The sequence below is a fragment of the Chryseobacterium sp. 22543 genome (genome assembly GCF_052044565.1).
GTDB lineage: Bacteria > Bacteroidota > Bacteroidia > Flavobacteriales > Weeksellaceae > Chryseobacterium.
In genome coordinates this window covers 215479-239759 of sequence record NZ_JBQENH010000002.1, presented here as the reverse complement: position 1 = coordinate 239759, position 24281 = coordinate 215479, and the positions used below count along the sequence as shown (strand labels likewise).

Annotated in this window: 23 protein-coding genes; 16 read left to right on the top strand and 7 right to left on the bottom strand. The window is 36.6% G+C overall.

Going from position 1 to position 24281, the window contains the following annotated elements:
• Positions 1 to 123: 123 nt before the first annotated feature.
• The gene (locus ACTJIP_RS06995; protein WP_077415342.1) at positions 124 to 1227 is read left to right on the top strand and encodes a serine hydrolase domain-containing protein; all 1104 of its coding nucleotides are present in this window, start codon (positions 124 to 126) and stop codon (positions 1225 to 1227) included.
• Positions 1228 to 1245: 18 nt separating this feature from the next.
• Positions 1246 to 1977 carry a hypothetical protein gene (locus ACTJIP_RS06990; RefSeq protein WP_219072393.1) on the top strand — a complete coding sequence of 244 codons (732 nt, stop codon included), beginning with the start codon at positions 1246 to 1248 and terminating at the stop codon, positions 1975 to 1977.
• Between the two features lie 14 nt (positions 1978 to 1991).
• Here ACTJIP_RS06990 and ACTJIP_RS06985 read toward each other — a convergent pair whose 3' ends face one another.
• The gene (locus ACTJIP_RS06985) at positions 1992 to 2450 is read right to left on the bottom strand and encodes an Lrp/AsnC family transcriptional regulator (RefSeq protein WP_105684683.1); all 459 of its coding nucleotides are present in this window, start codon (positions 2448 to 2450) and stop codon (positions 1992 to 1994) included.
• 157 nt (positions 2451 to 2607) lie between these two features.
• On the opposite strand from ACTJIP_RS06985, the gene ACTJIP_RS06980 reads away from it, so the two are divergent.
• Positions 2608 to 3837, top strand: coding sequence for an aminotransferase class I/II-fold pyridoxal phosphate-dependent enzyme (locus tag ACTJIP_RS06980; RefSeq protein WP_077415348.1), 1230 nt, complete (start codon positions 2608 to 2610; stop codon positions 3835 to 3837).
• A 349-nt stretch (positions 3838 to 4186) separates the two neighbouring features.
• Entirely contained in the window at positions 4187 to 4348 is a 162-nt protein-coding gene (locus ACTJIP_RS06975; RefSeq protein WP_440704288.1) for a hypothetical protein, read from the top strand.
• A 238-nt stretch (positions 4349 to 4586) separates the two neighbouring features.
• On the opposite strand, the gene ACTJIP_RS06970 is transcribed toward ACTJIP_RS06975, so the two are convergent.
• The gene (locus ACTJIP_RS06970; RefSeq protein ID WP_077415350.1) at positions 4587 to 5591 is read right to left on the bottom strand and encodes a glycosyltransferase; all 1005 of its coding nucleotides are present in this window, start codon (positions 5589 to 5591) and stop codon (positions 4587 to 4589) included.
• 207 nt (positions 5592 to 5798) lie between these two features.
• Between ACTJIP_RS06970 and ACTJIP_RS06965 the strand changes: the two genes are divergently transcribed.
• Positions 5799 to 6812, top strand: coding sequence for an SDR family NAD(P)-dependent oxidoreductase (locus tag ACTJIP_RS06965; RefSeq protein ID WP_440704287.1), 1014 nt, complete (start codon positions 5799 to 5801; stop codon positions 6810 to 6812).
• Between the two features lie 39 nt (positions 6813 to 6851).
• Positions 6852 to 7658, top strand: coding sequence for a helix-turn-helix domain-containing protein (locus ACTJIP_RS06960; protein WP_077415354.1), 807 nt, complete (start codon positions 6852 to 6854; stop codon positions 7656 to 7658).
• 281 nt (positions 7659 to 7939) lie between these two features.
• Here ACTJIP_RS06960 and ACTJIP_RS06955 read toward each other — a convergent pair whose 3' ends face one another.
• Together ACTJIP_RS06955 and ACTJIP_RS06950 are read right to left on the bottom strand one after the other, a co-directional pair.
• On the bottom strand, positions 7940 to 8368 hold the full coding sequence (locus ACTJIP_RS06955; protein ID WP_440704286.1) for a branched-chain amino acid ABC transporter substrate-binding protein: 429 nt from the start codon (positions 8366 to 8368) through the stop codon (positions 7940 to 7942).
• Positions 8369 to 8397: 29 nt separating this feature from the next.
• Positions 8398 to 9564 carry a THUMP domain-containing class I SAM-dependent RNA methyltransferase gene (locus tag ACTJIP_RS06950; protein ID WP_180565465.1) on the bottom strand — a complete coding sequence of 389 codons (1167 nt, stop codon included), beginning with the start codon at positions 9562 to 9564 and terminating at the stop codon, positions 8398 to 8400.
• A 137-nt stretch (positions 9565 to 9701) separates the two neighbouring features.
• Here ACTJIP_RS06950 and ACTJIP_RS06945 point away from each other — a divergent pair, with 137 nt between their 5' ends.
• Both ACTJIP_RS06945 and ACTJIP_RS06940 read left to right on the top strand, forming a co-directional pair.
• Positions 9702 to 10427: a class I SAM-dependent DNA methyltransferase gene (locus ACTJIP_RS06945; RefSeq protein ID WP_077415359.1), complete on the top strand. Its 726-nt coding sequence runs from the start codon at positions 9702 to 9704 to the stop codon at positions 10425 to 10427.
• The gene (locus tag ACTJIP_RS06940; protein ID WP_077415361.1) at positions 10427 to 11155 is read left to right on the top strand and encodes a ZIP family metal transporter; all 729 of its coding nucleotides are present in this window, start codon (positions 10427 to 10429) and stop codon (positions 11153 to 11155) included. The genes ACTJIP_RS06945 and ACTJIP_RS06940 overlap by 1 nt, the downstream gene beginning before the upstream one ends.
• A 57-nt stretch (positions 11156 to 11212) precedes the next feature.
• Here the strand turns inward: ACTJIP_RS06940 and ACTJIP_RS06935 are convergent, their stop codons facing one another.
• Together ACTJIP_RS06935 and ACTJIP_RS06930 are read right to left on the bottom strand one after the other, a co-directional pair.
• Positions 11213 to 12622: an OmpP1/FadL family transporter gene (locus tag ACTJIP_RS06935; protein ID WP_180565464.1), complete on the bottom strand. Its 1410-nt coding sequence runs from the start codon at positions 12620 to 12622 to the stop codon at positions 11213 to 11215.
• A gap of 29 nt (positions 12623 to 12651) precedes the next feature.
• Entirely contained in the window at positions 12652 to 13752 is a 1101-nt protein-coding gene (locus ACTJIP_RS06930) for a prolyl-tRNA synthetase (protein WP_428169103.1), read from the bottom strand.
• Positions 13753 to 13896: 144 nt separating this feature from the next.
• Here ACTJIP_RS06930 and proS point away from each other — a divergent pair, with 144 nt between their 5' ends.
• The 6 genes from proS (at position 13897) to ACTJIP_RS06900 (ending at position 21024) form a co-directional block, all read left to right on the top strand.
• A complete protein-coding gene (gene proS, locus ACTJIP_RS06925) occupies positions 13897 to 15372 on the top strand; it encodes a proline--tRNA ligase (RefSeq protein ID WP_077415886.1) in 1476 nt (491 codons plus the stop codon).
• 118 nt (positions 15373 to 15490) lie between these two features.
• The gene (locus ACTJIP_RS06920) at positions 15491 to 16819 is read left to right on the top strand and encodes an OmpA family protein (RefSeq protein ID WP_077415367.1); all 1329 of its coding nucleotides are present in this window, start codon (positions 15491 to 15493) and stop codon (positions 16817 to 16819) included.
• A 113-nt stretch (positions 16820 to 16932) separates the two neighbouring features.
• Complete coding sequence (locus tag ACTJIP_RS06915) at positions 16933 to 18267, top strand: Nramp family divalent metal transporter (protein WP_077415368.1); 1335 nt, start codon at positions 16933 to 16935, stop codon at positions 18265 to 18267.
• Positions 18268 to 18485: 218 nt separating this feature from the next.
• The gene (locus ACTJIP_RS06910; protein ID WP_374200551.1) at positions 18486 to 19025 is read left to right on the top strand and encodes a nucleotide exchange factor GrpE; all 540 of its coding nucleotides are present in this window, start codon (positions 18486 to 18488) and stop codon (positions 19023 to 19025) included.
• Between the two features lie 101 nt (positions 19026 to 19126).
• On the top strand, positions 19127 to 20245 hold the full coding sequence (dnaJ, locus tag ACTJIP_RS06905; protein WP_077415369.1) for a molecular chaperone DnaJ: 1119 nt from the start codon (positions 19127 to 19129) through the stop codon (positions 20243 to 20245).
• Positions 20246 to 20343: 98 nt separating this feature from the next.
• Positions 20344 to 21024: a DUF4304 domain-containing protein gene (locus ACTJIP_RS06900; RefSeq protein WP_440704285.1), complete on the top strand. Its 681-nt coding sequence runs from the start codon at positions 20344 to 20346 to the stop codon at positions 21022 to 21024.
• A gap of 174 nt (positions 21025 to 21198) precedes the next feature.
• On the opposite strand, the gene ACTJIP_RS06895 is transcribed toward ACTJIP_RS06900, so the two are convergent.
• Complete coding sequence (locus tag ACTJIP_RS06895; protein WP_428169106.1) at positions 21199 to 22083, bottom strand: DUF808 family protein; 885 nt, start codon at positions 22081 to 22083, stop codon at positions 21199 to 21201.
• Between the two features lie 155 nt (positions 22084 to 22238).
• On the opposite strand from ACTJIP_RS06895, the gene ACTJIP_RS06890 reads away from it, so the two are divergent.
• Together ACTJIP_RS06890 and ACTJIP_RS06885 are read left to right on the top strand one after the other, a co-directional pair.
• Positions 22239 to 22715: a tetratricopeptide repeat protein gene (locus ACTJIP_RS06890; protein ID WP_440704284.1), complete on the top strand. Its 477-nt coding sequence runs from the start codon at positions 22239 to 22241 to the stop codon at positions 22713 to 22715.
• A 125-nt stretch (positions 22716 to 22840) separates the two neighbouring features.
• Entirely contained in the window at positions 22841 to 24232 is a 1392-nt protein-coding gene (locus ACTJIP_RS06885; protein ID WP_440704283.1) for a serine hydrolase, read from the top strand.
• The last annotated feature ends 49 nt before the right edge of the window (positions 24233 to 24281 follow it).

The following is a 24281-nucleotide window of genomic DNA, read 5'->3' as shown; positions in this document are numbered from 1 at the left end:
TCATAATTTAGAGGAATTGAAAACATCAGCTGAAATCTGTCCAAAATTGAATCACGGTTCTGTTTCGGACAGATTTTAACTTATACTTTCACCAGCTAATAATTTATCCCTTCTTTTTAATCAATGAGATCCAAGCAAGTACTGCAGGTTTTGGCAATTTTATGTCTTACCTTATTCTGTTCTAAAGTAAAATCACAGGCAGCTTTCAACAAAGAATTACCTAAAGAATTTACAGACAAATTCACCAAGGAAATCAATGACAGTATTCCGTCTTTGGGATCTTTTATCGTTTCTCAGGACAGCAGGATCATGTATGAACAGTATTTTCACGGAGCCAATAAAGAAACTGTCTTCAGCGTAAAATCTGTTACCAAAAGCATCGTATCTGTTCTGTCAGGTATCGCAAAAGATAAAAACTTACTGCCCAATCTCAATACTCCGGTTTTAAAAATCCTTCCGGAATACAATGTTTCAAGAAGCAGTTTTAAAAACATTTCCAATATTGAAGGGAAAGTTCTTCATGATTCTATCAGAAATATGTTAACATTAAAGAATATCCTGACCATGCAGGGTGGTTTCGACTGGATTGAAAATTCAAAAATTTCAACGGCCATGTCATTTTCCGGTGATCCTGTAAAGTTTGTTCTGGATCTGCCTTTCGAAGAATATCCGGGTACTGTATTCAACTACAATAGTGGTGAATCTCATCTTTTTGGAGCTGCATTGGCAAAAATTGTAAAGACCAACCTGAAACAATTCGCGACTGAAAATCTTTTCAGACCTTTAAAAATGAATGTTACCCGATGGGACACAGATTCAATGAACAGAAATTTGGCAGGCTCAGAACTTTTTATGAAACCAGATGATATGCTGAAGTTTGGATCCATGATCCTTAACAACGGAAAGCTTGGCGGCAAACAAATTGTCTCTCAAAAATGGATTCAGGAATCTACTTCTGAACAGGTAAAGCTGGATTCATGGGATGTAATGCCCAATGCCAACGGATATGGTTATTACTGGTGGCGGAGAAAAACCAACGGCCACCAGGCATTCGTAGCAACAGGTTATGGCGGCCAGCTTATCTGTGTTATTCCTGATTTAAAAATGGTGATCGTAACCACTTGTTTTTTGAATGATAAAAACAAAGGCAGATCTGATATTAAAAGACTTCATTATTTCATTGATAAAATAACACAAAAAGAAACCGAAACCAATAAGAACTTATAAAAACCAATAGCTATTAATATGAAACTCCATTTAACCCTTACTTTGGCCTTCATTGCAAGCCTGTCATTCGCACAATCCAGTGAAAACATTCAAAAGGTAAGAGATAAACAGCTGAAAGTTCAGAATCAGAATCAAGATTTGGATTTTAAAAGAATGGAAGAAGAACTGAAAGTAACCGGTAAAGATTCAGGACCTTTTACATATGGTGTTTTTCCCTATCCAATCTATGACAGCATTCAGAAAGGCGGTTTTAAAGGAGTGGGAACACTGGGGAATTTTTTCGGCTTAAAACTACAGAACAAAAGAATTGTATATACAAGCTTTGTAGAAAACAATTGGAGTGCTTTAAATTCTCATAAGGTTAAGAGTAAGGACAGAGTCTTTTTCACCATACTGGTTCTTACAGATTTTATTGATGATAAAGAATATAACTCAAGTAAAATGAATATTGTTTCCAGGAATTTTCCGGATGTGATCGGACAGGGATTTGTAAAGACTTCCAATAACAGAATCGATTTCTCTGCCTTCACCACCCTTGAAAAGGAAGATTTTGCGATTGTGAATATGAAACTTTATCATCTGAAATACGGCAATATCATTTTGATTGCCCCTCAGAAAGACGGAAGTTTACGAAGCATGCAGATCAACAATACAACCGATCTGACTTCTGAAACACTGAAAACTTACGTTGATCAACTTATACAGCAGCCGGAAACAGTTAATTTTTTTATTAATGAAAAAACAATCTGAGCCGGCTTAAGAATCTACAATACGATCGCCGTTGTGTTTTTTACTTCGGAAATCATAAATGAACTGTGCGTGCTTGCGATGTGCTGAAGCGTTGTCAGTTTCGTCAGCATAAAGCTGCGGTAATCTTCAATATCTTTCACCCCTATTTTAAGGATATAATCATAATCTCCACTTACATGAAAACATTCTGTAACCTCCTGCAGATCCATCACCTCCTTTTCAAACTGCAATACAAATTCTTTTTTATGCTGGCTTAATTTGACATGACACAGGACGATAAAATTTTTCTTAACTTTGCTTTTGTCCAGCAAGGCTACATATTTTGAAATGACGCCTGCATTTTCAAGCTTTTTCACACGTTCATAAACAGCTGTAACAGATAATCCAAGCTTCCCGGACAGTTCTTTGGTGGTTTGTTTGCAGTCTTCCTGTAGAAAAAACAGGAGTTTCTTGTCGGTTTCGTCAAGTTCCATAGATATTTTTTTGGTAAAAGTTTAATAATATCGAAGATACTAAATATTTTTTCTAAATAAACAATATTTTACAGTTTTATATTCTATAAATTTAAATTTATGTTGTAATAATTAGCAAATTAATGCAAATTGGAACAATAAAATAAAAACAATATTTATGGAAGACTTTAACGCAGCCAACGAGATCCAGGATCTTCAGTATTTTGGTGAATTCGGAGGAGTAAATCCTTCTATCTCAGATAGCTCTACGTATACATTCCTTTCTGCAAAGACCATGTTTGATACTTTTGAAGGAAATGCGGAGGGATGCTATTTATATTCCAGACATTCATCCCCTATGAACCTTTATCTGGCTCAGGCTCTTGCCAAGATGGAAAACACGGAATCTGCCAACGTTACAGCATCCGGAATGGGAGCTATCACTTCCGTTCTGATGCAGGTATGCAAAAGTGGAGACCATATTATTTCAAGCAGAACCATCTACGGAGGAACTTATGCTTTTCTTAAAAACTTCATGCCTCAGTTTAATGTAGCAACCAGTTTTGTTGATATTAATAATTTTGAGTCTATAGAAAAAGCAATTACTCCCAATACTAAAGTTATTTACTGCGAAAGTGTGAGCAATCCGCTTCTTGAAGTGGCAGACCTTAGAAAACTTTCTGAAATCTGTAAAAAACACAACCTGAAACTGATTGTAGACAATACCTTCTCTCCCCTTTCTATCTCTCCGACATTATTCGGGGCAGATGTTGTGATTCATAGTCTGACGAAGTTTATCAACGGAAGCAGTGATACCGTAGGAGGTGTATATTGTGCAACGCAGGCATTTATTGATGATACCAAAAATGTCAATTCCGGGGCTTGTATGCTTCTGGGACCTACCATGGACAGCTTAAGATCATCAAGCATTTTAAAAAACCTGAGAACATTGCACATCAGAATCAAACAGCATAGCCACAATGCCATGTATCTTGCTGAAAGATTTGAAAAAGACGGCTTAAAGGTATCTTACCCTGGATTACCATCCCATAAAAATCATGAATTAATGAAGAGCATGCTTCATGAAGAATACGGATACGGCGGATTACTGACGCTGGATGCCGGAACCACAGAAAAAGCCAATGAACTGATGGAACTGATGCAGACAGAAAACCTGGGTTATCTTGCAGTAAGCTTAGGGTTCTATAAAACCTTATTCTCATGCTCAGGAAAATCTACCTCATCTGAAATTCCGGAAGAAGAACGAGCTTCCATAGGTATTTCAGACGGACTGATCAGATTTTCCATCGGTCTTGACCACGATATTAAAAGAACGTACCATAAAATGAAGGAGTGTATGCTGAAAGTAGGTGTTCTTAACCACCATGAAAACATTTCTATATCCTAAATTTATTATTGTAAAAAGGCTGTTTCAATTTGAAACAGCCTTTTTTATTTTAAAGAATCAACATGTCTGAAACGTGGTTCATTTTCTATGGGTACGACCAAGATGGCTCACCTAAGCATGCAGATCTAATAAGGTAAAGTACCCTTACAAATAATGGGAGCTTGCCGATACTCTTCAGATAGTTTATCAATTAAATACTTTTCACTTATTGAATACATGACTATGACAATTACCAGGTTACGCTTACAGATTATGCCTACACAGTCTATAAAGCAGGAACCACATCACCTGGGTTTGAGGTAAAACAGAACGAACTGAAACAGTTTTTTGCCAAGAGTCTTAAAAACGGATGAAACCCTTCCGAAAGAGAGTAAATAAAATAACGAAAGATCCGGAACATCGCTCCGGATCTTTTTATTTCTGCCAAAGAAGTATATCACCTGTCGTTTACGGTTGGGAAATACTCCGCCACGGTTCTGAACTTCTCAGTATCTATTTTAACGGAAGGTAAGAAGACCGCAAAATAGTATTCCGGAACCCCAAATTATAAACTTATATCCCATTTTTTGTATTAATGATCAATAAAGTATATTGTTTCAGTAATTAATTGAGTAGCAAATGTTGTATAATCTTTTAGGTTTTGGCTAAAGCCATTGGAAGAGGTTATTACTTGACAAATGGGCTTCCTTCGACTACGCTCAGGATAACAGTCCATTTCTATTGAATTTTCTTTTGCAGACAATACCCTGCTATTTCTTATAATAATGATGCGGAAAAGCCTCCTCCGGTTTCATTCTGAAAACATTCAGCAGAATCCAGGATTTCAGGAATCCATAACCGTAAGAAAACATCTGAATATAAGTGGAAATAACCGCCATACCGGCAATACTGATATTTTTAGTCAGTAATAAAGCGTGAAACAACACCAAAAAGGTGTACAATCCATAAAAAGAAAGGATTATCCCTCTATGCATAATAAAATACTCCAGAAAGCCCATTGCATATCCTAACATAAATAAAGTAGGAAATGCAAACGAGATCTTTACATAATTAGGATGTCTCTGATTAAGAATTGGTCTTGCACAGCCAAACTGATAGACCTGCTTGGAAAATTTTCCAAAATCAACTCTACGCTTGTGATAAACAGCAATATCGTCAAAAAAAGCAGTCGTAAATCCATTTTCCCAAAGTGTCATAGACAGATCCGGATCCTCTCCTATTCTCATTTCTGAAAATCCACCTACCTTTTCAAAAACAGCCTTCTTCACTCCCATATTAAAACTTCTGGGCTGAAATTTAGAAACAGCTTTTTTACTTCCCCTGATTCCTCCGGTAGTAAAAACAGAGGTCATGGAATAGGAAATAGCCTTCTGCATAAGATTGAATCCTTTATGAGCCTTATCTGCACCTCCAAATGCATCACAGGGAATTGTAAGGATATCATTTTTAATATGTTCAATATAATCTTTTTCAACAATGACATCACTGTCTACAAACACCAGCCATTCATTGGCTGCTCTTGCTGCTCCGTAATTTCTTGTCAATCCAGGTCCTGAATTATCTTTTCTGAAATATTTAATATCCAGCCCCTGCTCAAAGTTTTCGATAGTAGGTTTCAGGTCGATCAGAGAACCGTCATCTACAATAATGATCTCAAACTCCTTATCCGTCTGTTGGGTAAGAGAAGTCAGCAGCTCAAAAAGTTCATCTTTTCGGTTGTAAATGGCAACGACAATGGAAATAGTAGGCTTCAAATTGAAAATTTTTCAAAATTACTTATTCACAGAACAACCTACAAACAGTTTAACAGCTTATTCAGAGAAATTAACGAAGTTCCATTCATCCTTTTTACTGTATAGATTTTACAAATGAAATTCTGAGCCAACAAATTTGACATTTTAAACAAAATAAACACGGGGAATCTACTCTAATTTTGCTATAGAAATTTAAAACAATAAAAAATGGAATCAACTATCAATGCATTGCAACAGCCTGTTCAATCAGGGTTCAATGCGTATTCAACAGCTCAGGAAGTTATTAAAGGAATCGATCTTACCGGAAAAACGGTGATCATCACCGGCGGTTATGCAGGAATTGGTCTTGAAACCACAAAAGTATTGATCTCAGCCGGAGCACAGGTAATTATTCCGGCAAGAGATATTGAAAAGGCACGAAAAAATCTATCGGGAATTGAAAATTTTGAACTTGAAGAAATGAACCTGATGAATCCATCTTCTATTGATGCTTTTGCAAAACGATTTACAGCATCAGGAAAAAGCCTGGATCTGCTTATTAATAATGCAGGAATCATGTGGGTTCCTCTCCGCAGAGACAGCAGAGGTCTTGAATCTCAGCTGGCGACCAATTACCTTGGGCAGTTTCACCTTACTGCAAAATTATGGCCGGCTCTGAAAAAAGCTAACGGTGCAAGGGTGATCAGTGTTTCTTCTTATGGACATCAGATGTCTCCTTTTGATTTTGAAGATCCTAATTTTGAGAAAAGAGACTATGATACCTTATCCGGATACGGACAATCCAAAACAGCCTGCAATCTATTTGCCGTAGAACTTGATGAAAGAGGAAAAGAATTTAACATCAGAGCCTATTCCCTTCATCCCGGTTCTGTATATGGTACTGATCTGGGCAGAGAAGAGCCTGTTGAGCTTTTTAAACAACTTGGAACGCATGATGAAAACGGAAATATCAAACCGGAGGTTGAAGCCCGTTTAAAAACGGTTTCACAAGGGGCTGCTACGACAATCTGGTGTGCTGTAAGTCCTCAGCTTAATGAAATAGGTGGAGTGTATTGTGAAAACTGTGATATTGCGGAGATCGACAGAGGACAGATTGAGCACAGGTTTGATGAACCGGCTACCATCCGCGGAGTACAGCCCTATTCTATTGACAAAAAAAATGCAGAAGAGTTGTGGAAACTGAGTGAAGAGATGTTGGGATTCCGCTTTGATGCCAAATAATTGTTTTTTAAATACATTTGTAATGAAAAACTTCTGACAATGGATTTCCAGATACAATACCTCACACCGGATATCAAGCTTTCCAGTTATGATGATAAGCTGTTCAAAACGGAAACGGTTTTTGAATATCATATGCTGGTCTGGTTTATATCCGGAGAAACGAAAATTATTCAGGCAGATAAAACCTATGTTTTCAAAGCGGGAGATCTATTTCTGATCCCAAGAAATCATCTGGCAACAATCATTAATTATCCCAAAGACGGGCTTCCTCATAAAGCAGTAGCCATGCATCTTACCACAGAACGTCTGAAAGATTTTTACAGTTCTGTTGATTTTCAGAGGAAGACCGGATATCGTGAATCCAGCATTCACAGCTTTGACAGTCATCCGCTTTTGAACAGCTGTCTTGCTTCTCTAATACCCTATTTTGAGATGGAAGGGCCATTTCCTGAAAACATTGCTCATTTAAAGATTACCGAGGCGATCAGTATTGTAAGGGAAATTGATCCGGATATAGATTCTATACTCGCCGATTTCGATGAGCCTGGAAAAGTGGATCTTATTCATTTTATGGAAAAGAATTATATGTTTAATATGCCTTTGGAACGGTTCGGATATCTTACGGGAAGGAGTTTATCTACTTTCAACCGTGATTTCAGAAAGATTTTTCAAACGACACCGCAGCGATGGCTTACTCAAAAGCGTCTTGAACTCGCCTATTATCATTTGTCTGAAAAGAATAAAAAACCTTCTGACATTTTCATGGAAGTAGGCTTTGAAGATCTGTCGCATTTTTCGCACGCCTTTAAAAAACAGTATGGGTTTGCACCTTCACTGGCACGATAAAATAAAATAGGTTGTACCATATAAGTACAACCTGTTTTTATTATTTAATTAAATTAATAATCTACTGATATTATTTTTCCTGTGAAATATCTGGATCTTTTAACTCTTTCTTTTGAGCTATTACATTATGATTTAAAGCCTTTCTTTTAGGTTTTGAACGTGATGATTTTGATCCAGAGCTAAACAGACCGAATACATCTAAACTACATCAAATATTTCAAAAAAATTTCAGGACATTTTAATCTCAAAGTTTATTAATTTTTAGTTTATAACCAATTGTGTTATATAAACCAACCAGATCTGAAATAGATATACATGACCACAGAAATAAAGAAAACAATTACCGAACAGCTGAACAGAAGCAGTTTAGAAATATTTTTAAAATAATAAAACTCTATCACATGCAGGATAAAAAATAGTACAAACGAAATTCCAACTCCTATTAAGGAAGTTACCACCAAAGTTTGTGTATAATTTTGCGCAGGTAAAGGATCTTTAAAAACAATAAAAAAAGAAAATGCAGCCAATATGATAAATACTGCACTTACTTTCTCTGTGAAATATTTGTATCTCTTTGAACTCTTTTTTTGTGGCTTCTCATCATAGTTCAGGCTTTTTCTATCAGAAGTTGAACGTGAACCAGAACCAGAACCAAATAGTTCCAATACATCTACAATTATATCAAGTCCATCAAGAAAATTCCAAGCCATCAGTTTATTATTTTAAACGATACAAACTGTTACTTATTATCTTCCAGCTTATGTATCTTCTTCGTTCCCTCATACATTTCGTACTGTAAAAATCTCGTTTCCAGTTTTCCGTTGAAAAGTTTAATCTTTCTTGAAGGACGAAGACCAATTTTCTTTACCGCTTCAAGGTCTGAAGAGATCAGCCACGCTAAGGTATTCGGATAATGGGTCTTGAAAGTATCTCCTATTTTCTTGTAGAAATCATCATCATTGATAGAAATTCTCTCGTCGTAAGGTGGATTGAATACCATTAATAAAGGGAACAATTCTTTCTTAGAATCAAAGAAATCCTGTTTTTTGATCTCAATTACATCTTCCATTTCTGCTGCTTCTACATTCATTTCTGCAGCATTCAGCATTTTTCCATCAATGTCATACCCTACAATTTTTCCATCAAACTGTCTTACTCTGTTAATTCTGAATTCTTTGATTTTCGAAAACAATTCTGCATCATAGTTATTCCAGTTCTGGAAGCCGAATCTCTTTCTGAAGATCTGAGCCGGAAGATCCATCGCAATCATTGCTGCTTCAATCAATAATGTTCCTGAACCGCACATAGGATCAAGGAAATTTCCTTTTCCGTCCCAGCCTGCCAGCTGAAGCATTCCGCTTGCAAGAACCTCATTGATAGGCGCTTCTCCCTGCTCTCTTCTGTACCCTCTCTTAAATAAAGGATCTCCAGAAGAATCCATAGAGATCATCACCAGCTCTCTGTCTATATGAAGGTGAAATTTGATATCCGGATTTCTGGTTTCTACATTCGGACGTCTTTTGAATTTTTCCTGGAAATAATCCACGATCGCATCCTTCATTTTTAAAGTCACAAACTGAGAATGCTTGAATGTTTCAGAGTTTACTGTAGCATCAATAGAGAAAGACTGATCAACATTCATGAAGTTTTCCCATTCAAATTTGAACAATCTATCGTAGAACTGATGCTGATTAAAAGCTTTGAACTCATGAATCGGAACCAGTATTTTCAATGCTGTTCTCGCAGAGTAATTGATCTTGTAAAGAAAACCAAGATCTCCTTCACAATTTACTGCCCTGTTTTTAATTTCAACATTCCTACCACCCAATTTTTTGATTTCTTCTGCCAGAATCTGCTCCAATCCGAAGAATGTCTTTATCTGTATTTTAATATTTTCTGTATCCATAAGTATGAATTAAAAGATTTAAAGCTTTAATAATTAAAAGATTAGCCATCCAATTCCTTGTCCAATTGAAATTTTCAATCTCTTAATGTTGTAAAATACTTTGCTTTTAACCGCACAAATTTAGTTATTTTTGCATTATGGAATGGTTTGAATCTTGGTTTGATACCCCTTATTATCATTTGCTTTATAGCAACAGAGACTATACTGAAGCTGAAAACTTCATTAAAAAGCTCACAGCGGACCTTCAGTTGCCGCCTCAGTCGAAAATCATAGATCTTGCCTGCGGAAAGGGAAGACACTCTGTTTTTCTTAATAAATTAGGGTATGATGTTTTGGGTCTTGACCTTTCTAGACAAAGCATTGAGTCTGACAAACAGTATGAAAATCAAACCTTGATTTTTGAAGTTCATGATATGAGAAACCCAATTGATGCTGATCCTATGGATGCTGTATTCAATTTATTTACAAGTTTTGGGTATTTTGACAATGAAAATGATGATAAAAAGGTATTTCAGTCTGTTTACAATGCATTGAAGCCCGGAGGATATTTTGTACTGGATTATCTGAATGAAGAATATGTAAGAAATACTTTAGTACCGGAAACAGCAATCACCCGCGATAATATAGACTTTAAAATCCTGAAAAAAATCGAAGGCAGACATGTCATCAAAGATATCCGTTTTGAAGCTGACGGTAAGCCGTTTCATTTTTTTGAAAAGGTAAAGCTTCATACATTGGAAGCTATTCACAACTATGCTTCGGAATGTGGCTTTGAAAGAATAAAAATCTGGGGAGATTATCAGCTGAATGAATTTAATAAAGAAAATTCCCCACGTTGTATCAATTTATTTAAGAAAAAATAATGACAACAGTACTTTTACTGATTTTAAGTGTCGTAACAGGCGTATTTCTGGGAAAACACTTTGGTAAAAAAGAAAAACTGGCTAAAAATCTTTTGATATTGAGTGCCGGTTTTTTGATTACAATCTGCCTCAATGAAGTTTTCCCGCAGGTTTACACTTCTGCAGGGAGCAGCAATCTTGGGATATTTGTAATCGCAGGAGTTCTTCTGCAGATGATTCTGGAGGCTCTTACCAAAGGTTTTGAACATGGGCATTTCCATCATCATAGTGAACACAATATTCTTCCTGCTGCTTTAATGGTAGGATTGTTTATTCATGCTTTCATTGAAGGAATTCCTCTTGCCAATGAAAAACACGAGATGTCTCCTTATCTTTGGGGAATTGTGTTTCACAATCTCCCTATTTCATTTATTCTGGGAGCATTTTTATTTAACAGAAAAGGAGAATCAAAAAGTTCTTCATCGTACCCCTCTATTCTCATTGTAGCCTTATTTGCCCTGGCTTCTCCAATGGGAATGTTGCTAGGAAACTATTTCAATCCTGATCTTCAGCCCTATTTTCTGGCTATCGTAGGGGGAATTTTCCTTCATATTTCATCAGTGATCATTTTTGAAAGCAATAAAAATCACAATATTGACTGGGTAAAGATCGGACTGGTTGTTTTAGGAGTTTCACTTGCATTAATGATGCATCTCTTCCACCAACATCCTGTTGCCCATTCTCATTAAAAAATAAAAAAGCTCCGGAATCCGGAGCTTTTTTATTGTATATAGCTTATGTAAAGCTTAGAACTTCCATCCTACTGTAAGGAAGAAATTATTTCTGTTATTTTTAACCTCACTTGCTGCATATGCATCACTTTCAAAAATGTTGTTAGCAGAATAATAAGATGAATCAGAATTTCCGTCCATATATCCTCTCATAAAAGGGTTAGTATACTTAGATGAGATATTCTGATAAGATGCATCTACATAGAAAGATTTGAAATCATACCCGATACCGAAAGAAAGCGTATTTCTATCGCTTAGCATCATGTTGCTGTATGATTGATCTCCTACGCTTCCTGCATCATTAAATCTACTGATCGTAAGTGCATCAAAAGGACTTGACTGGTAAGCATAACCTCCTCTCAGTCTGAACTGCTGTACTCTGTACTCAGCTCCTACTCTTACTTCAGAAAGGTTTTTGTAATTCTCTTTAAAGAAATCATTTAATGATCTTTCTGCACCGCCGTATACTTTATAATCAGGCTTTGTAAGTCCAAGGGTATAATCTACGTTCAAAGAGAAGTTTTTACTTGCTACAAATGCAGCACTCACTGTTGCTTTAAGCGGTGAAGTAAACTTTCTGTTTTCAGCACCCATATCGTCCCCGTAAACAGGATCGTTATAGAAATAATAATTTCTGTCTATTGTCCAGAATGTAGGAGTCTCAAGGGATGCTCCCACTCTGAAATTAGGACTTAGTTTTCCGATCACCCCTAATGAAGCAGAAAAACCTGAAGATCTTTCTGTATAAGGAGTATCCTGCTTACTGAATCCTTCCGTAGAATTATTGGCAAGATTTCGGTAAAATAAAGTATCATATTGATCAACTGAAGCATTGAAAAAATTGAAACCCGCCCCTAAATATAAATTATGATTATAATTGGCTCCTACCCCAAAGCTCATCTTTGACAGATTACCATATCTTTCATATATATGTCCTGCCAATGCAGCATCCTTGGTTATATCATCTTTATCAAAGGCGTAGACAACATTGTTATTACCCGGTGACTGAATGACATTATCAAGAGACTGATTGGAGAAATTAATACCGATATTAATAAACTTCCATCCGGTTTCTGTCATCAGTGGGAAAGCAATGATCCCGCCTGCATTTCCAAGGTCTCCCTTAGTTTTGCTATAGTCTATGGTAGATCCAGCTAAAGAGCTGCTGTTTTTATTGCCTAAAATAGATAAAGTTCCTGAAACCTCTCCTGAAATAGCTACCCCTAAACCTGCCGGGTTGGTAAGCAAAGAGTTTGCATCACCACCTAGCGCACCATTAGATCCAGCCATTGCATTGAACTTAGCCGATCCCACCATAGGAGTACTTGAGTAAACATCCACGGTATTTCTTATCACAGAAACATCCTGAGCCTGTGCATAAAATGCAGCAGAAATACTCATTAATACTAAAGATTTTTTTAACATTATTTTTTAATAGTTTATTCGTTTGAAAATTATCTGAATCCACCTCTTCCTCCGCCTCCGGATCTCATTCCGCCACCGCCGCCAGAAGAACCGCCTCTGAAGCCGCCACCGGAGTTGAAGCCGCCACTAGATCTGAAACCTCCTGAATCATTAGATCTGAAGCCTCCACTATTGTTGTTTCTAGGCTGTGGTTGCTGATAATTATAGTTAGGTCTTGTCTGTGGTGCTGTATTACGGAATCCACCATTGGACTGTGTATTTCTGAAACCGCCATTTGAGTTGGAATTTCTGAAGCCACCATTATCTGTGTTTCTAAATCCTCCATTACTATTTCTGAAACCGCCATTTGAATTAGAATCTCTGAAACCGCCATTATTTCCGTTTCTGAAACCGCCATTAGTATTTCTGAAGCCTGAATTAGCCGTATTGGTTCTGTATACTGCGTTTGCTACACCTGTATTCTGGAATCCTCCTCCACTAGCACCGCTTCTTCTATACACTGGTCTGTTGTAGTAGCCACCACCCCAGTAACCGCCTCCGTATCCCCAGTAAGGGTTTCCGTAACCGCCCCAGAATGGATCGTAATATCCACCATATCCCCAGTATGGGCTTCCCCATCCGTAAGAGCCTCCCCAGCCCCAGCCGAATGATCCGCCCCACCCCCAGGACATACTAGCACCCCAGCCCCAGCCACGGTTCATACCCCAACCCCAATACGGGCTATAACCACCATACCATCCCCAAGGAGATCCCCATGAGTTGTCATAATAGTTGGTTTGAGAACCTGCATAAAGTCCCCAGTCTGAATCTGTAGCGTTGGAGTTCCAATTCGGATTGGTATTGCTCCAGTCATTATATCTGTTTTGCTGTTCTCGGGAATTCGTCTGTGCATTTTGAATAACATTGGAATCCTGATAATAGTCATAGTATTCTCCTACTCTGTTTCCGCTATCATTGATGATAACTCCTTCAGGTAGCGTATCCTTATTGGGGTCGTAATACACCCCATCCGTCTCGCTATACCCTCCCATCTGAGCACCACAAGACACAAGTAATAATCCGCCTGATATAGCCAACACCCCTTTGGATCTTAGCAGACCAAGCAAATTTTTATGTATATTTCTTTTCATGATAACGTAAAAATTTTTAATTTAAATTATATTTGCAATCTGTACCAAAAATGTACCAAAATACTGGTAAAAAAATCTATCAAAAATAGATTTTTATTTTTAGATAACAATAATGTACAAAAGTTAAAAAAATTAAAAAAAATAATGGCAAAATTAACCTCAAGAAGCGAAGATTACAGCAAATGGTATAATGAGCTGGTTGTAAAAGCTGATTTAGCTGAAAACTCAGGCGTGCGTGGATGTATGGTGATCAAACCGTATGGCTATGCGATCTGGGAAAAAATGCGTGATGAAATGGATAGAAAATTCAAAGAAACAGGTCACGTTAACGCATACTTCCCGCTTTTTGTGCCCAAGAGCTTGTTTGAGGCTGAGGAAAAAAATGCAGAAGGTTTTGCAAAAGAATGTGCTGTTGTTACTCACTACAGATTAAAAACAGATCCGGACAATCCATCTAAACTGATCGTGGATCCGGATGCAAAATTGGAAGAAGAACTTATCGTTCGTCCTACTTCGGAAGCAATTATCTGGAATACCTACAAAAACTGGATTCAGTCTTACAGAGACTTACCGATATTGATCAACCAATGGGCGAATGTTGTTCGCTGGGAAATGAGAACACGTCTTTTCTTAAGAACGGCAGAATTCTTATGGCAGGAAGGCCACACCGCTCACGCTACGAAAGATGAAGCTGTTGAAGAAGCAGAAAAGATGAATAAAGTATATGCAGATTTTGCAGAAAACTTTATGGCAATGCCGGTAATTCAAGGGTTGAAAACTCCATCTGAAAGATTTGCAGGAGCTGATGAAACCTATTGTATTGAAGCTTTAATGCAGGATGGAAAAGCTTTACAGGCAGGAACATCTCACTTCTTAGGGCAGAATTTTGCAAAAGCATTTGACGTAAAATTCACTAATAAAGAAGGAAAAATAGAACATGCATGGGCTACATCATGGGGAACATCAACTCGTTTGATGGGAGCTTTGATTATGACGCACTCTGATGATTTCGGATTGGTATTGCCACCTACTCTGGCACCGATTCAGGTAGTGATTGTTCCGATCTTTAAAGGAGAAGAGCAGCTAGAGCAAATCAGTGAAGTAGCTTTGGATATTCAGGCTAAACTGAGAGCTAAAGGTATTTCTGTGAAATTTGATAATGATACTCAGAACAAACCAGGATGGAAATTTGCAGAATATGAATTGAAAGGAGTTCCTGTTAGAATCGCAATGGGACCAAGAGATCTGGAAAATAAATCTGTGGAAATCGCGAGAAGAGATAATCTGACGAAAGAAGTTCGTTCTATTGAAGGTCTGGATTCTTATATTGAAGAGTTATTAAAAACTATTCAGCAGGACCTTTATAATAAAGCATTTGAATTCAGAAAAAATAATATGACGAAAGTTGATACTTATGAAGAGTTCAAAACAGTTCTGGAAGAGAAAGGAGGTTTCATCTATGCTCACTGGGATGGTACGGCTGAAGAAGAGGAACAGATCAAGGATGAAACAAAGGCAACAATCAGATGTATTCCTTTAGATGATGATATAGAAGAAGGAATGTCTTTGATTTCAGGAAAACCTTCTAAGAGACGTGTATTATTCGCAAAAGCTTATTAAAAATTTTAATGATTTAGAAAAAAATCGTTAATTTTTAAAGAAATATTCAAAAAAAAGTGACATTTGGACGGATTTTTGTTTAAATTTATCTCAACATTAATCAAAAAAATTTATTATTATGTCTTTAAATGTCATTGATTTAATTAAAGGACAATTAGGTCCCGCTTTAGTTTCACAGGCTGCTTCGCAGTTTGGAGAAAGTGAATCCGGTATTTCTAAAGCAATTGGTGGATTATTACCTGCTGTAGTAGGTGGATTAGCCAATAGTGCAGATAAGCCTGGCGTTGTGGAAGCTATTACACAAGCCTCTTCAAGTGGAATTTTAGGAAATTTATTAGGTGGTTCATCTAGCAACCCTATTATTTCTAACTTGTTGTCTTCAATTTTTGGAGATAAAATAAGCGGATTGGTAAATTCCATTGCCAGTTTTTCAGGAGTAAGCAATACCTCTGCAGGTTCTTTGTTAAACCTGGTGACTGGAGCTACGGTAGGCACGGTTGGAAAATATGCGGCAGACAATAATTTAGGTGCTTCAGGTATTTCCAGCTTGCTGAACGATCAGAAAGGCATTATTTCTTCCTTATTGCCAGCAGGTCTTTCTTTGGCTTCCTTTGGATTAGGAGCTGAAAATTGGTTTGGCCAGGCGAAGGAAACAGTTTCTTCGGTAACTTCTACTGCTAAAGATAACATCGCAGAAGGTGTTGCTACAGCAAGAGAAAATGTTTCTGAAGGAGCAAGAGAAATAAGAGAACAATTTAACGATAATAATAACAATAATCAAGGCGGAGGCTCCATCTGGAAATGGCTGCTTCCGCTTTTACTGTTATTGGCAGCCGGATATTTCTTATGGAAACAGTGCGAGAAAAAACAGACGACTACCACAACTACCAGTACGTCTGACTCAGCAACAACAAGTTCTACTGCAGATACAGCTACAACAGGAACTGCAACACCTGTTCCGGCTACTGCTAAAACCGATGAAAACATTGATCTTAATGGTGTGATGTTAAAAGGTTATAAAGGCGGTATGGAGGATCAGATGATTACTTTCCTGAAATCCGGAGCTTACAAAAATGCAGCTGATGATTCAGCATTGAAAGATAAATGGTACGATTTCGACCATGTTAATTTCAAAATGGGAAGTTCTACTGAACTTGAAGCAGGTTCACAAGGACAGTTGGATAACTTAGTGGCTATTCTTAAAGCTTTCCCTGATGCAAAAATCAAAATCGGTGGTTACACTGATAAAACAGGAAACGAAGCTTCAAACGTAAAATTATCAAAAGCCAGAGCTGAATTTATTAAAGCAGCTTTAGCAAAAGCTGGAGTTGGAGCTCAGGTTTTAGAAGCAGAAGGTTATGGAAGCAAATTTGCTAAAGTAGACGCAAAAGCTTCTGACGCAGAAAGAGCTGCTGATAGAAAAATGTCTGTAAGATTTGCAAAATAATCTTTAGATTCAATAAAAATTAGATCCCGGAAAGCAATTTCCGGGATTTTTTTATGCCATGATTTCTCTGTTTACATTTATTTAATTAAATTTGTTAGTCATTTCTAACATTTATGAATTTCAATATAAAAAACGCCTGGCGAAAAGATAAAACATCTCATTCCTTATCAGAGGTTTATTCATCGATCAAAGTTCCTAAAAATGCAAATTTTTGGAGGAAATATCTTGCATTTGCAGGACCGGGACTGATGATTGCCGTAGGATATATGGATCCGGGAAACTGGGCTACGGATATCGCCGGAGGAGCTCAGTTTGGGTATACCCTGCTATCCGTAATTCTTATTTCCAACATTTTTGCGATGGTTCTACAGCATCTATCCGTGAAACTCGGAGTTGTTGCTGAAAGAGATCTTGCACAGGCCTGCAGGGATCACTTCAGCCCTACCACCAATTTTATTCTCTGGGTATTTTGTGAAATAGCCATTGCGGCCTGTGATCTCGCCGAGGTCATTGGTTCCGCCATAGCATTAAACCTGTTATTTCATATTCCGCTGACCTGGGGAATTGTCATTACCACAGTGGATGTTTTAATTATTCTCTTACTTCAGGCCAAAGGTTTCCGATGGATTGAAAGTATTGTAGGAGGTCTTATATTCATTATCCTGGCCTGTTTTGTCTATGAAATTGTTATTTCTAAGCCTGCTTTCAATGAAATTCTGGGAGGATTGGTTCCTCAAAAAGAAATCATTCAGAGTCCCGCAATGCTTTATATTGCCATCGGGATCTTAGGAGCTACAGTAATGCCCCACAACCTGTATCTGCACAGCAGTATTGTACAGACCAGAGATTATACCCGGGATACAGAAGGAAAAAAAGAGGCCATAAAGTTTGCGACCCTGGACAGCACGGTTTCATTGATGCTGGCATTCTTCATTAATGCCGCAATACTTATTCTGGCAGCAGCCACATTCCATACAACAGGAAACGAACATGTTGCAGATATCCATGATGCCTATAAAATGCTGACCCCTATTCTAGGAGCTTCTATGGCAAGTATTGCGTTTGCTATTGCTTTATTAGCATCAGGACAAAACTCTACATTAACAGGAACTCTTGCGGGACAGATCGTAATGGAAGGTTTTTTAAATATCAGATTAAAACCGTGGCTAAGAAGGCTAATCACAAGACTTATTGCCGTCATTCCGGCTCTTATTGTTGCTATTCTTTATGGTGAACAGGGAACAACGGAGTTATTGGTTTTAAGCCAGGTAATTCTATCTATGCAGCTGAGTTTTGCTGTTGTCCCTTTGGTTATGTTTACCAATGATAAAGCGAAAATGGGAGAATTTGTCAACAACCCGTTTCTTAAAATCTGCGTGTGGGCCATTTCCATTATTATCATTGTTTTAAACCTGTACCTTTTGTATCAAACGTTTATGGGAGAATAAAAAATACAACGATAGTTTTTAAATTGACTATTGGGCATTATTAAGTGAATGGTCAATGGTCAATGGTCAATGGTCAATTTTTAATTTCACACTACAACAAATTCACAAGCGAAGCGGATTGATTTATTCACTATTCATCATCATGCATTTTTCTGCCTTAATGTCCAGATTTTGGATTTGGCAGGCTCTTTGTCAAACAATCAGTAAATAAATATTGAATTATGGAAAACCAGGATATTAACGAAGAAAGCATCAATAATCAGGAAGAAAACAATGTTCAGAATGACGCAACATCTCAGGACAATGTGACAGCAGCACCTTCGCCGGAGGAACTTTTGGCAGAAGAAAAAGACCGTTACATCAGATTGTATGCTGAATTCGAAAACTATAAAAAAAGAACAAGCAAAGAGAAGATGGAATTCTTCCAGTATGCTAATCAGGAGATGATGGTTTCAATGTTAGGGGTTTTAGATGATTTTGAAAGAGCATTAAAGGAAATCGCTAAAAACGGAAATCCGGCTGACCTTCAAGGGGTGGAACTGATCTATCAGAAATTCAAAAATAAACTTACCGAAAAAGGCTTACAAACAATGGAAGTAAGAGCTGGTGACAGCTTTAATGTTGATTTCCATGAAGCGATTACTCAGATCCCTGCTCCATCAGAAGATTTGAAAGGAAAAATCGTAGACGTTATTGAAACGGGATATACTTTAGGTGATAAAGTAATCCGTTTTGCAAAAGTAGTAACAGGAAATTAAAATTAATAAATGATAAATGGTGAGTGATAATTGATGAATGTTTCACTTATTAGCTTTACAATATCTTTTATCATTTATCAACAATCAATTATAAAATTGTCATGTCAAAAAGAGATTATTACGAGGTTCTTGAGATCAGCAAATCTGCATCGGCCGATGAAATAAAAAAAGCATACCGTAAAATGGCTATCAAATTTCACCCGGATAAAAATCCTGGTGATAAGGAGGCTGAAGAAAAGTTTAAAGAAGCCGCTGAAGCTTACGAGGTTCTAAGCGACGATCAGAAACGTGCAAGATACGACCAGTTCGGTCATGCCGGAGTAGGAGGAAACGGCGGATTTGGAGGCGGAGGCTTCGGAGGCGGAATGAACATGGAGGATATTTTCAGTCAGTTTGGAGATATTTTCGGTGGTGGTTTCGGAGGATTCGGTGGCGGCGGTGGAGGCCGTCAGCAGGTGAAAGGTTCTAATTTAAGAATCAGAATCAAGCTGAACCTTGAGGAAATGGTAAACGGAACTCAGAAAACCATTAAAGTAAAAAAAATGAAGATGGCAGAAGGTGCCACTTCAAAAACATGTCCTACCTGTAACGGTTCCGGTGTTCAGTTAAAAGTAATGAATACCATGTTCGGTCAAATGCAGACTCAAACAACGTGTAGTACTTGCCAGGGAATTGGAAAAGTTGCTGACAAGATTCCTGCAGGAGCCAATGCACAAGGTCTTATCAAAGATGAAGAGGAAATCACGATCAATATCCCTGCAGGAGCGAGAGACGGTATCCAGCTTAATGTAAGAGGAAAAGGAAATGACGCACCATTTGGTGGAATTCCGGGAGACTTATTGGTAATCATTGAAGAGGAAGTAGATCAAATCATCAAAAGAGAAGGCGATAATCTTCACCAGGAACTGTATGTTTCTTTTGCTGAGGCTGCTTTAGGAACTAAAAAAGAAATTCCTACTGTTGGAGGAAAAGTAAAAATTACCGTTGATCCGGGAACTCAATCCGGAAAGATCTTAAGATTGGCTGGAAAAGGACTTCCAAGTATCGACAGCTACGGAAAAGGAGACATGTTTATCCACATCAATGTATGGACGCCACAAAAGCTTACTAAAGAACAGAAAGATTTCTTTGAAAAGCAGATGTCCAGCGGAGAAATGGTTGCAGAACCATCCGGAAAGGAAAAAACTTTTTTTGATAAAGTAAAAGATTTATTCAATTAATATATAAAAGAGACTTTTTTAAGTCTCTTTTTTTATGCTCTTTTATTTTTTTATTTTTGCTCCTCAATTGGATTTATTCAAAATACTATCAGAAACAAATGGATACAAGAACAATATTTTTAAATGCCTGCAATGAAATTGCCACTCAGCTGGATGGTTTCAAAACACTTGAAAAAGGACAAAGGCTTAAAAAAGTTTCCCTTGATAAAGATATCTATTTTGAGATTTATTTTCAGTCCAGTTTTAGGAATGATTCTTCATCCGTTCAGTCCCTTCCCCATATTGCTATCTATTCTAAAATTTTAAAGAAATGGCAGACAGAGCAAACTAAAAATGAATATTCTCAGGGATTAATTTTTGGAAATCAGATAGGTTATTTAACTCCGTATAATAATTGGAAACAATGGAATTTAGCAGGGTTATCTTATGAAAAATCAATTATTGAAATTACAGAAAATATAGAAAAATACATCCTCCCAATTTTCAAAATTTTTAATTCTAAGGAAATTGCTGTCGAATTTCTAAAAAACAATGGAACAAAGTTTAATCAATGGTCAGAGAATTCTATTTCTCCTTTAGACTTCCTTTTATGTTTTTCTGAAAAAGATACTGCTGAAGTTTTTCTAAATAATTTTGTAAACAATTGCCCATATAAAGGAAATATTCTTAAACTTTACGAGAAACTAAAAACAGAAAATGAAATTGATCTCAATTATTCTGAATTTCTCGGAGCTGATACAATTAAATTAGCCTATATAAATGGGTTGAAAATAAAATAAGGTTGCTGCAAAAACTATAACTTAATAAAGGATAAGAATCTCAGCAAATGCCTATACAAAAAATGCGAGTATAATTTTTAATATATCAAACGATAAATTCTCCACATCTATTAATAAAAAATCCTGCACTCTCTCAAGCACAGGATTTTTTGGTTATTTAATTCTAATTCTGTTTTATTTTTTTATTGCCAGAGAGTAAATCCCTTTTCCTAAAGTAAATATGGCAACCGCTGCTAACCCACCAACAAGTCCAAGCATAAGTTCTTTCAAAACATCTGGCCAGGTTGGAAGTACGCCATGAAAAAATTCAATCCTATGTAGAAAAATTCCACCAGCAACCATTATTAAAGCAATTGTTCCGACAACTCCTAATATTTTAATAACAATAGGTAAAGCCTTCACTAATACATGCCCAAGCCTCCCAAAAAAGCCTTTATCATTACTTTTCTTTATTAATTTAAACCCTGCATCATCCATTCTTACGATCAAAGCTACAATTCCATAAACTCCAACCGTCGCAATAAATGCAACCAGGCTCGTTACTAAAATCTGCGTAATAAAAGGATGACTTTCTTCCAATACGGTTCCTAAAGCAATAATAACGATCTCGATTGATAAAATAAAATCCGTTGTAATTGCCGATTTTACTTTCTCTTTTTCTATTTCTTCAGAACTCTTTTCATCTTCTACAATTTCCTCTATAACTTCATGACCCTTTTTGTCACGGTGAAAAAGAAATTCTATTACTTTTTCAACGCCTTCAAAAGCCAAATATAATCCTCCAAGGATCAATACATAATTAATAGCCGGAGCATACAACCAATTGAGTAAAAAAACAATAGGCAGAATGATCAGTTTGTTAATAAAAGAACCTTTTGTAATTGCCCATAAAACTGGAAGTTCTCTTGAAGAAAGAAAGCCGGTGGCTTTTTCTGCATTTACAGCAAGGTCATCTCCTAAAATCCCTGCTGTCTTTTGAGTAGCAATTTTACTGGTAACTGCTACATCATCCATCAATGCTGCAATATCATCTAAAATTGCAAAAAAGCCTGATGCCATATTTTAATAATTTTTTAATCTTTGTTAAGTTCAGCAAAAATAAATATTTAATTCCGTTTTTGGATTCATAATCTGACAATAATTTTGAAAATTATAAGAATGATTAAGTAATGCTCTACTTTCAATATTTTATATCTTTGTTTAAAATCTATCCAATGGATGAAAACTGGGAAACCCAATTACAAAGTATATGGCTAAAACTTGGAACAATAAGCAGTGAAGAGTTTATTCTCCAAATTAAAAATCATGTAGAATTACTAACGGATTCCCAGGCTATTGCTGATTTTGAAAGAGCCTGCGCTTTTGACTCCACCGGACATGAAAAGGAAGCGGAACCTTTATACAGATCTGCATTAGATAAAGGACTCACCGGTTTACGAAGAAGAAGAGCAAGAATCCAGCTGGCAAGTACTCTAAGAAATAATGGAAAACTGGAAGAAAGTATTCATATTTTAAGGGAAGAAAAAGCTAATTATTCTGATGAACTGAATGATGCTGTAGACTCTTTTTTAGCGCTGTCCCTTTCTTCAGCAGGAGAGCCCAAAGAAGCACTGTCTATAGTATTGAAAGCAATTTCAAAACATTTGCCCAGATACAATAATTCTCTGAGCCGCTATGCTGAAAACTTATAACCCTAGACAATAGCCGAAATAATCTCTGACATTTCTGCGAGATCTGATTTCAAATCCTTAACAGACACAAAATTGTACACTATCAATATTAAGCTTATTTTAACCGTTTTTAAAACCTGATATCTATGCAACGTCAATTTCATATTTTAGCCTTAGGATGTTTGTTTTATCTGTTCAGTACATTCTGTTCCACTTCAGAAGCCCAGACACAAGCTCATCTAAGCGGTTTTAATCAGGAAAAGAAAAAAGAAGAAATAGACAGCATTATAAAAGCCTATGCTGCAATTAATAAATTTAATGGAACTGCGTTGATCCATTATCAGAATAAAAACATTTTCGAAAAATCTTACGGTTGGCAGGATGCAGAAAAAAAGATACTCAATCAGGACCAAAGTGTTTATCAGATTGCTTCTTTAACCAAATCTTTCACTGCCTTAATCATTGTAAAACTAAGTGAAGAGGGCAAACTTTCTGTTAAAGATCCTGTTTCAAAGTTTATTCCCGATTATCCAAGAGGAAATGAAATCACGATTGAACATCTCCTTACCCACACCTCGGGAATTTATGAAGTATTACGAAATAAAGAATATTTCAGCCTGCTTCACACCGGAAAATCTATAGCCAAAAATAAAGAGCTTTCTTTTTTTAAAAATGAGCCCTTGGATTTTGAACCCGGAACTCAATTCTCGTATACCAATTCAGGATATATTCTCCTTGGAATTATTATTGAGAAAATAACAGGGCTTTCTTATGAAGATGCAGTAAGAAAAATCATCTTGAATCCTCTAAAGATGAGTCACACAGGCTTTAACTATTTAGCTTTGAAAAGTCCATACAAAACGGTTCCCTATTCTTATATTTCAAAAACAAGACAGGAAAAAACTGAAGTATGGAATTCCACATTAACCGGTCCTGCAGGGCAGATCTACAGTACCGTTGAAGACCTGTACAATTACTATATGGGATTGAGAGATTATAAAATTGTTTCTAAAGAAGCATTTAAAAAAGCGACAACACCTTTTTTGAGCGGCTATGGCTACGGTTGGTTTATTGATAATCTTTATGGGAAAAAACTCATTAACCATGGTGGAAATATAGAGGGTTCTACAAGTTATTTTGCTATGCTTCCTGAAGATGATCTATGCATTATTCTTTTGAACAATATCACAAGTAAAAAACTGGAGAAAGCAGGCAACATTATTTTAGCAGCTCTTTTAGAACAACCTTACACTCTTCCACAACCAAAGAAGGAAGCTGTGTTAAGTGCTGATATACTTAAAAAATACGTTGGTGATTATCAGCTTGCCGATAACAGCGTGATTCATATTTTGTACGAAAACGGTCAGCTTTTTATACAAAACAATAAAGATCCTAAAGTAAAAATGCTGGCTGAAAAAGAGGATCTATTTTTCCTGCAGGATGATGATACCGAAATTTCTTTTATTTTAAAAAAGGGAGAAAAAGATGTTATTACAATTAAAAAAGGACTTTCGTCAAAAACAGCAGAAAAGTTATAATCACGCATTGATTGTGTCATAATCCATAGATTTTTTTTGTAAATTTAAG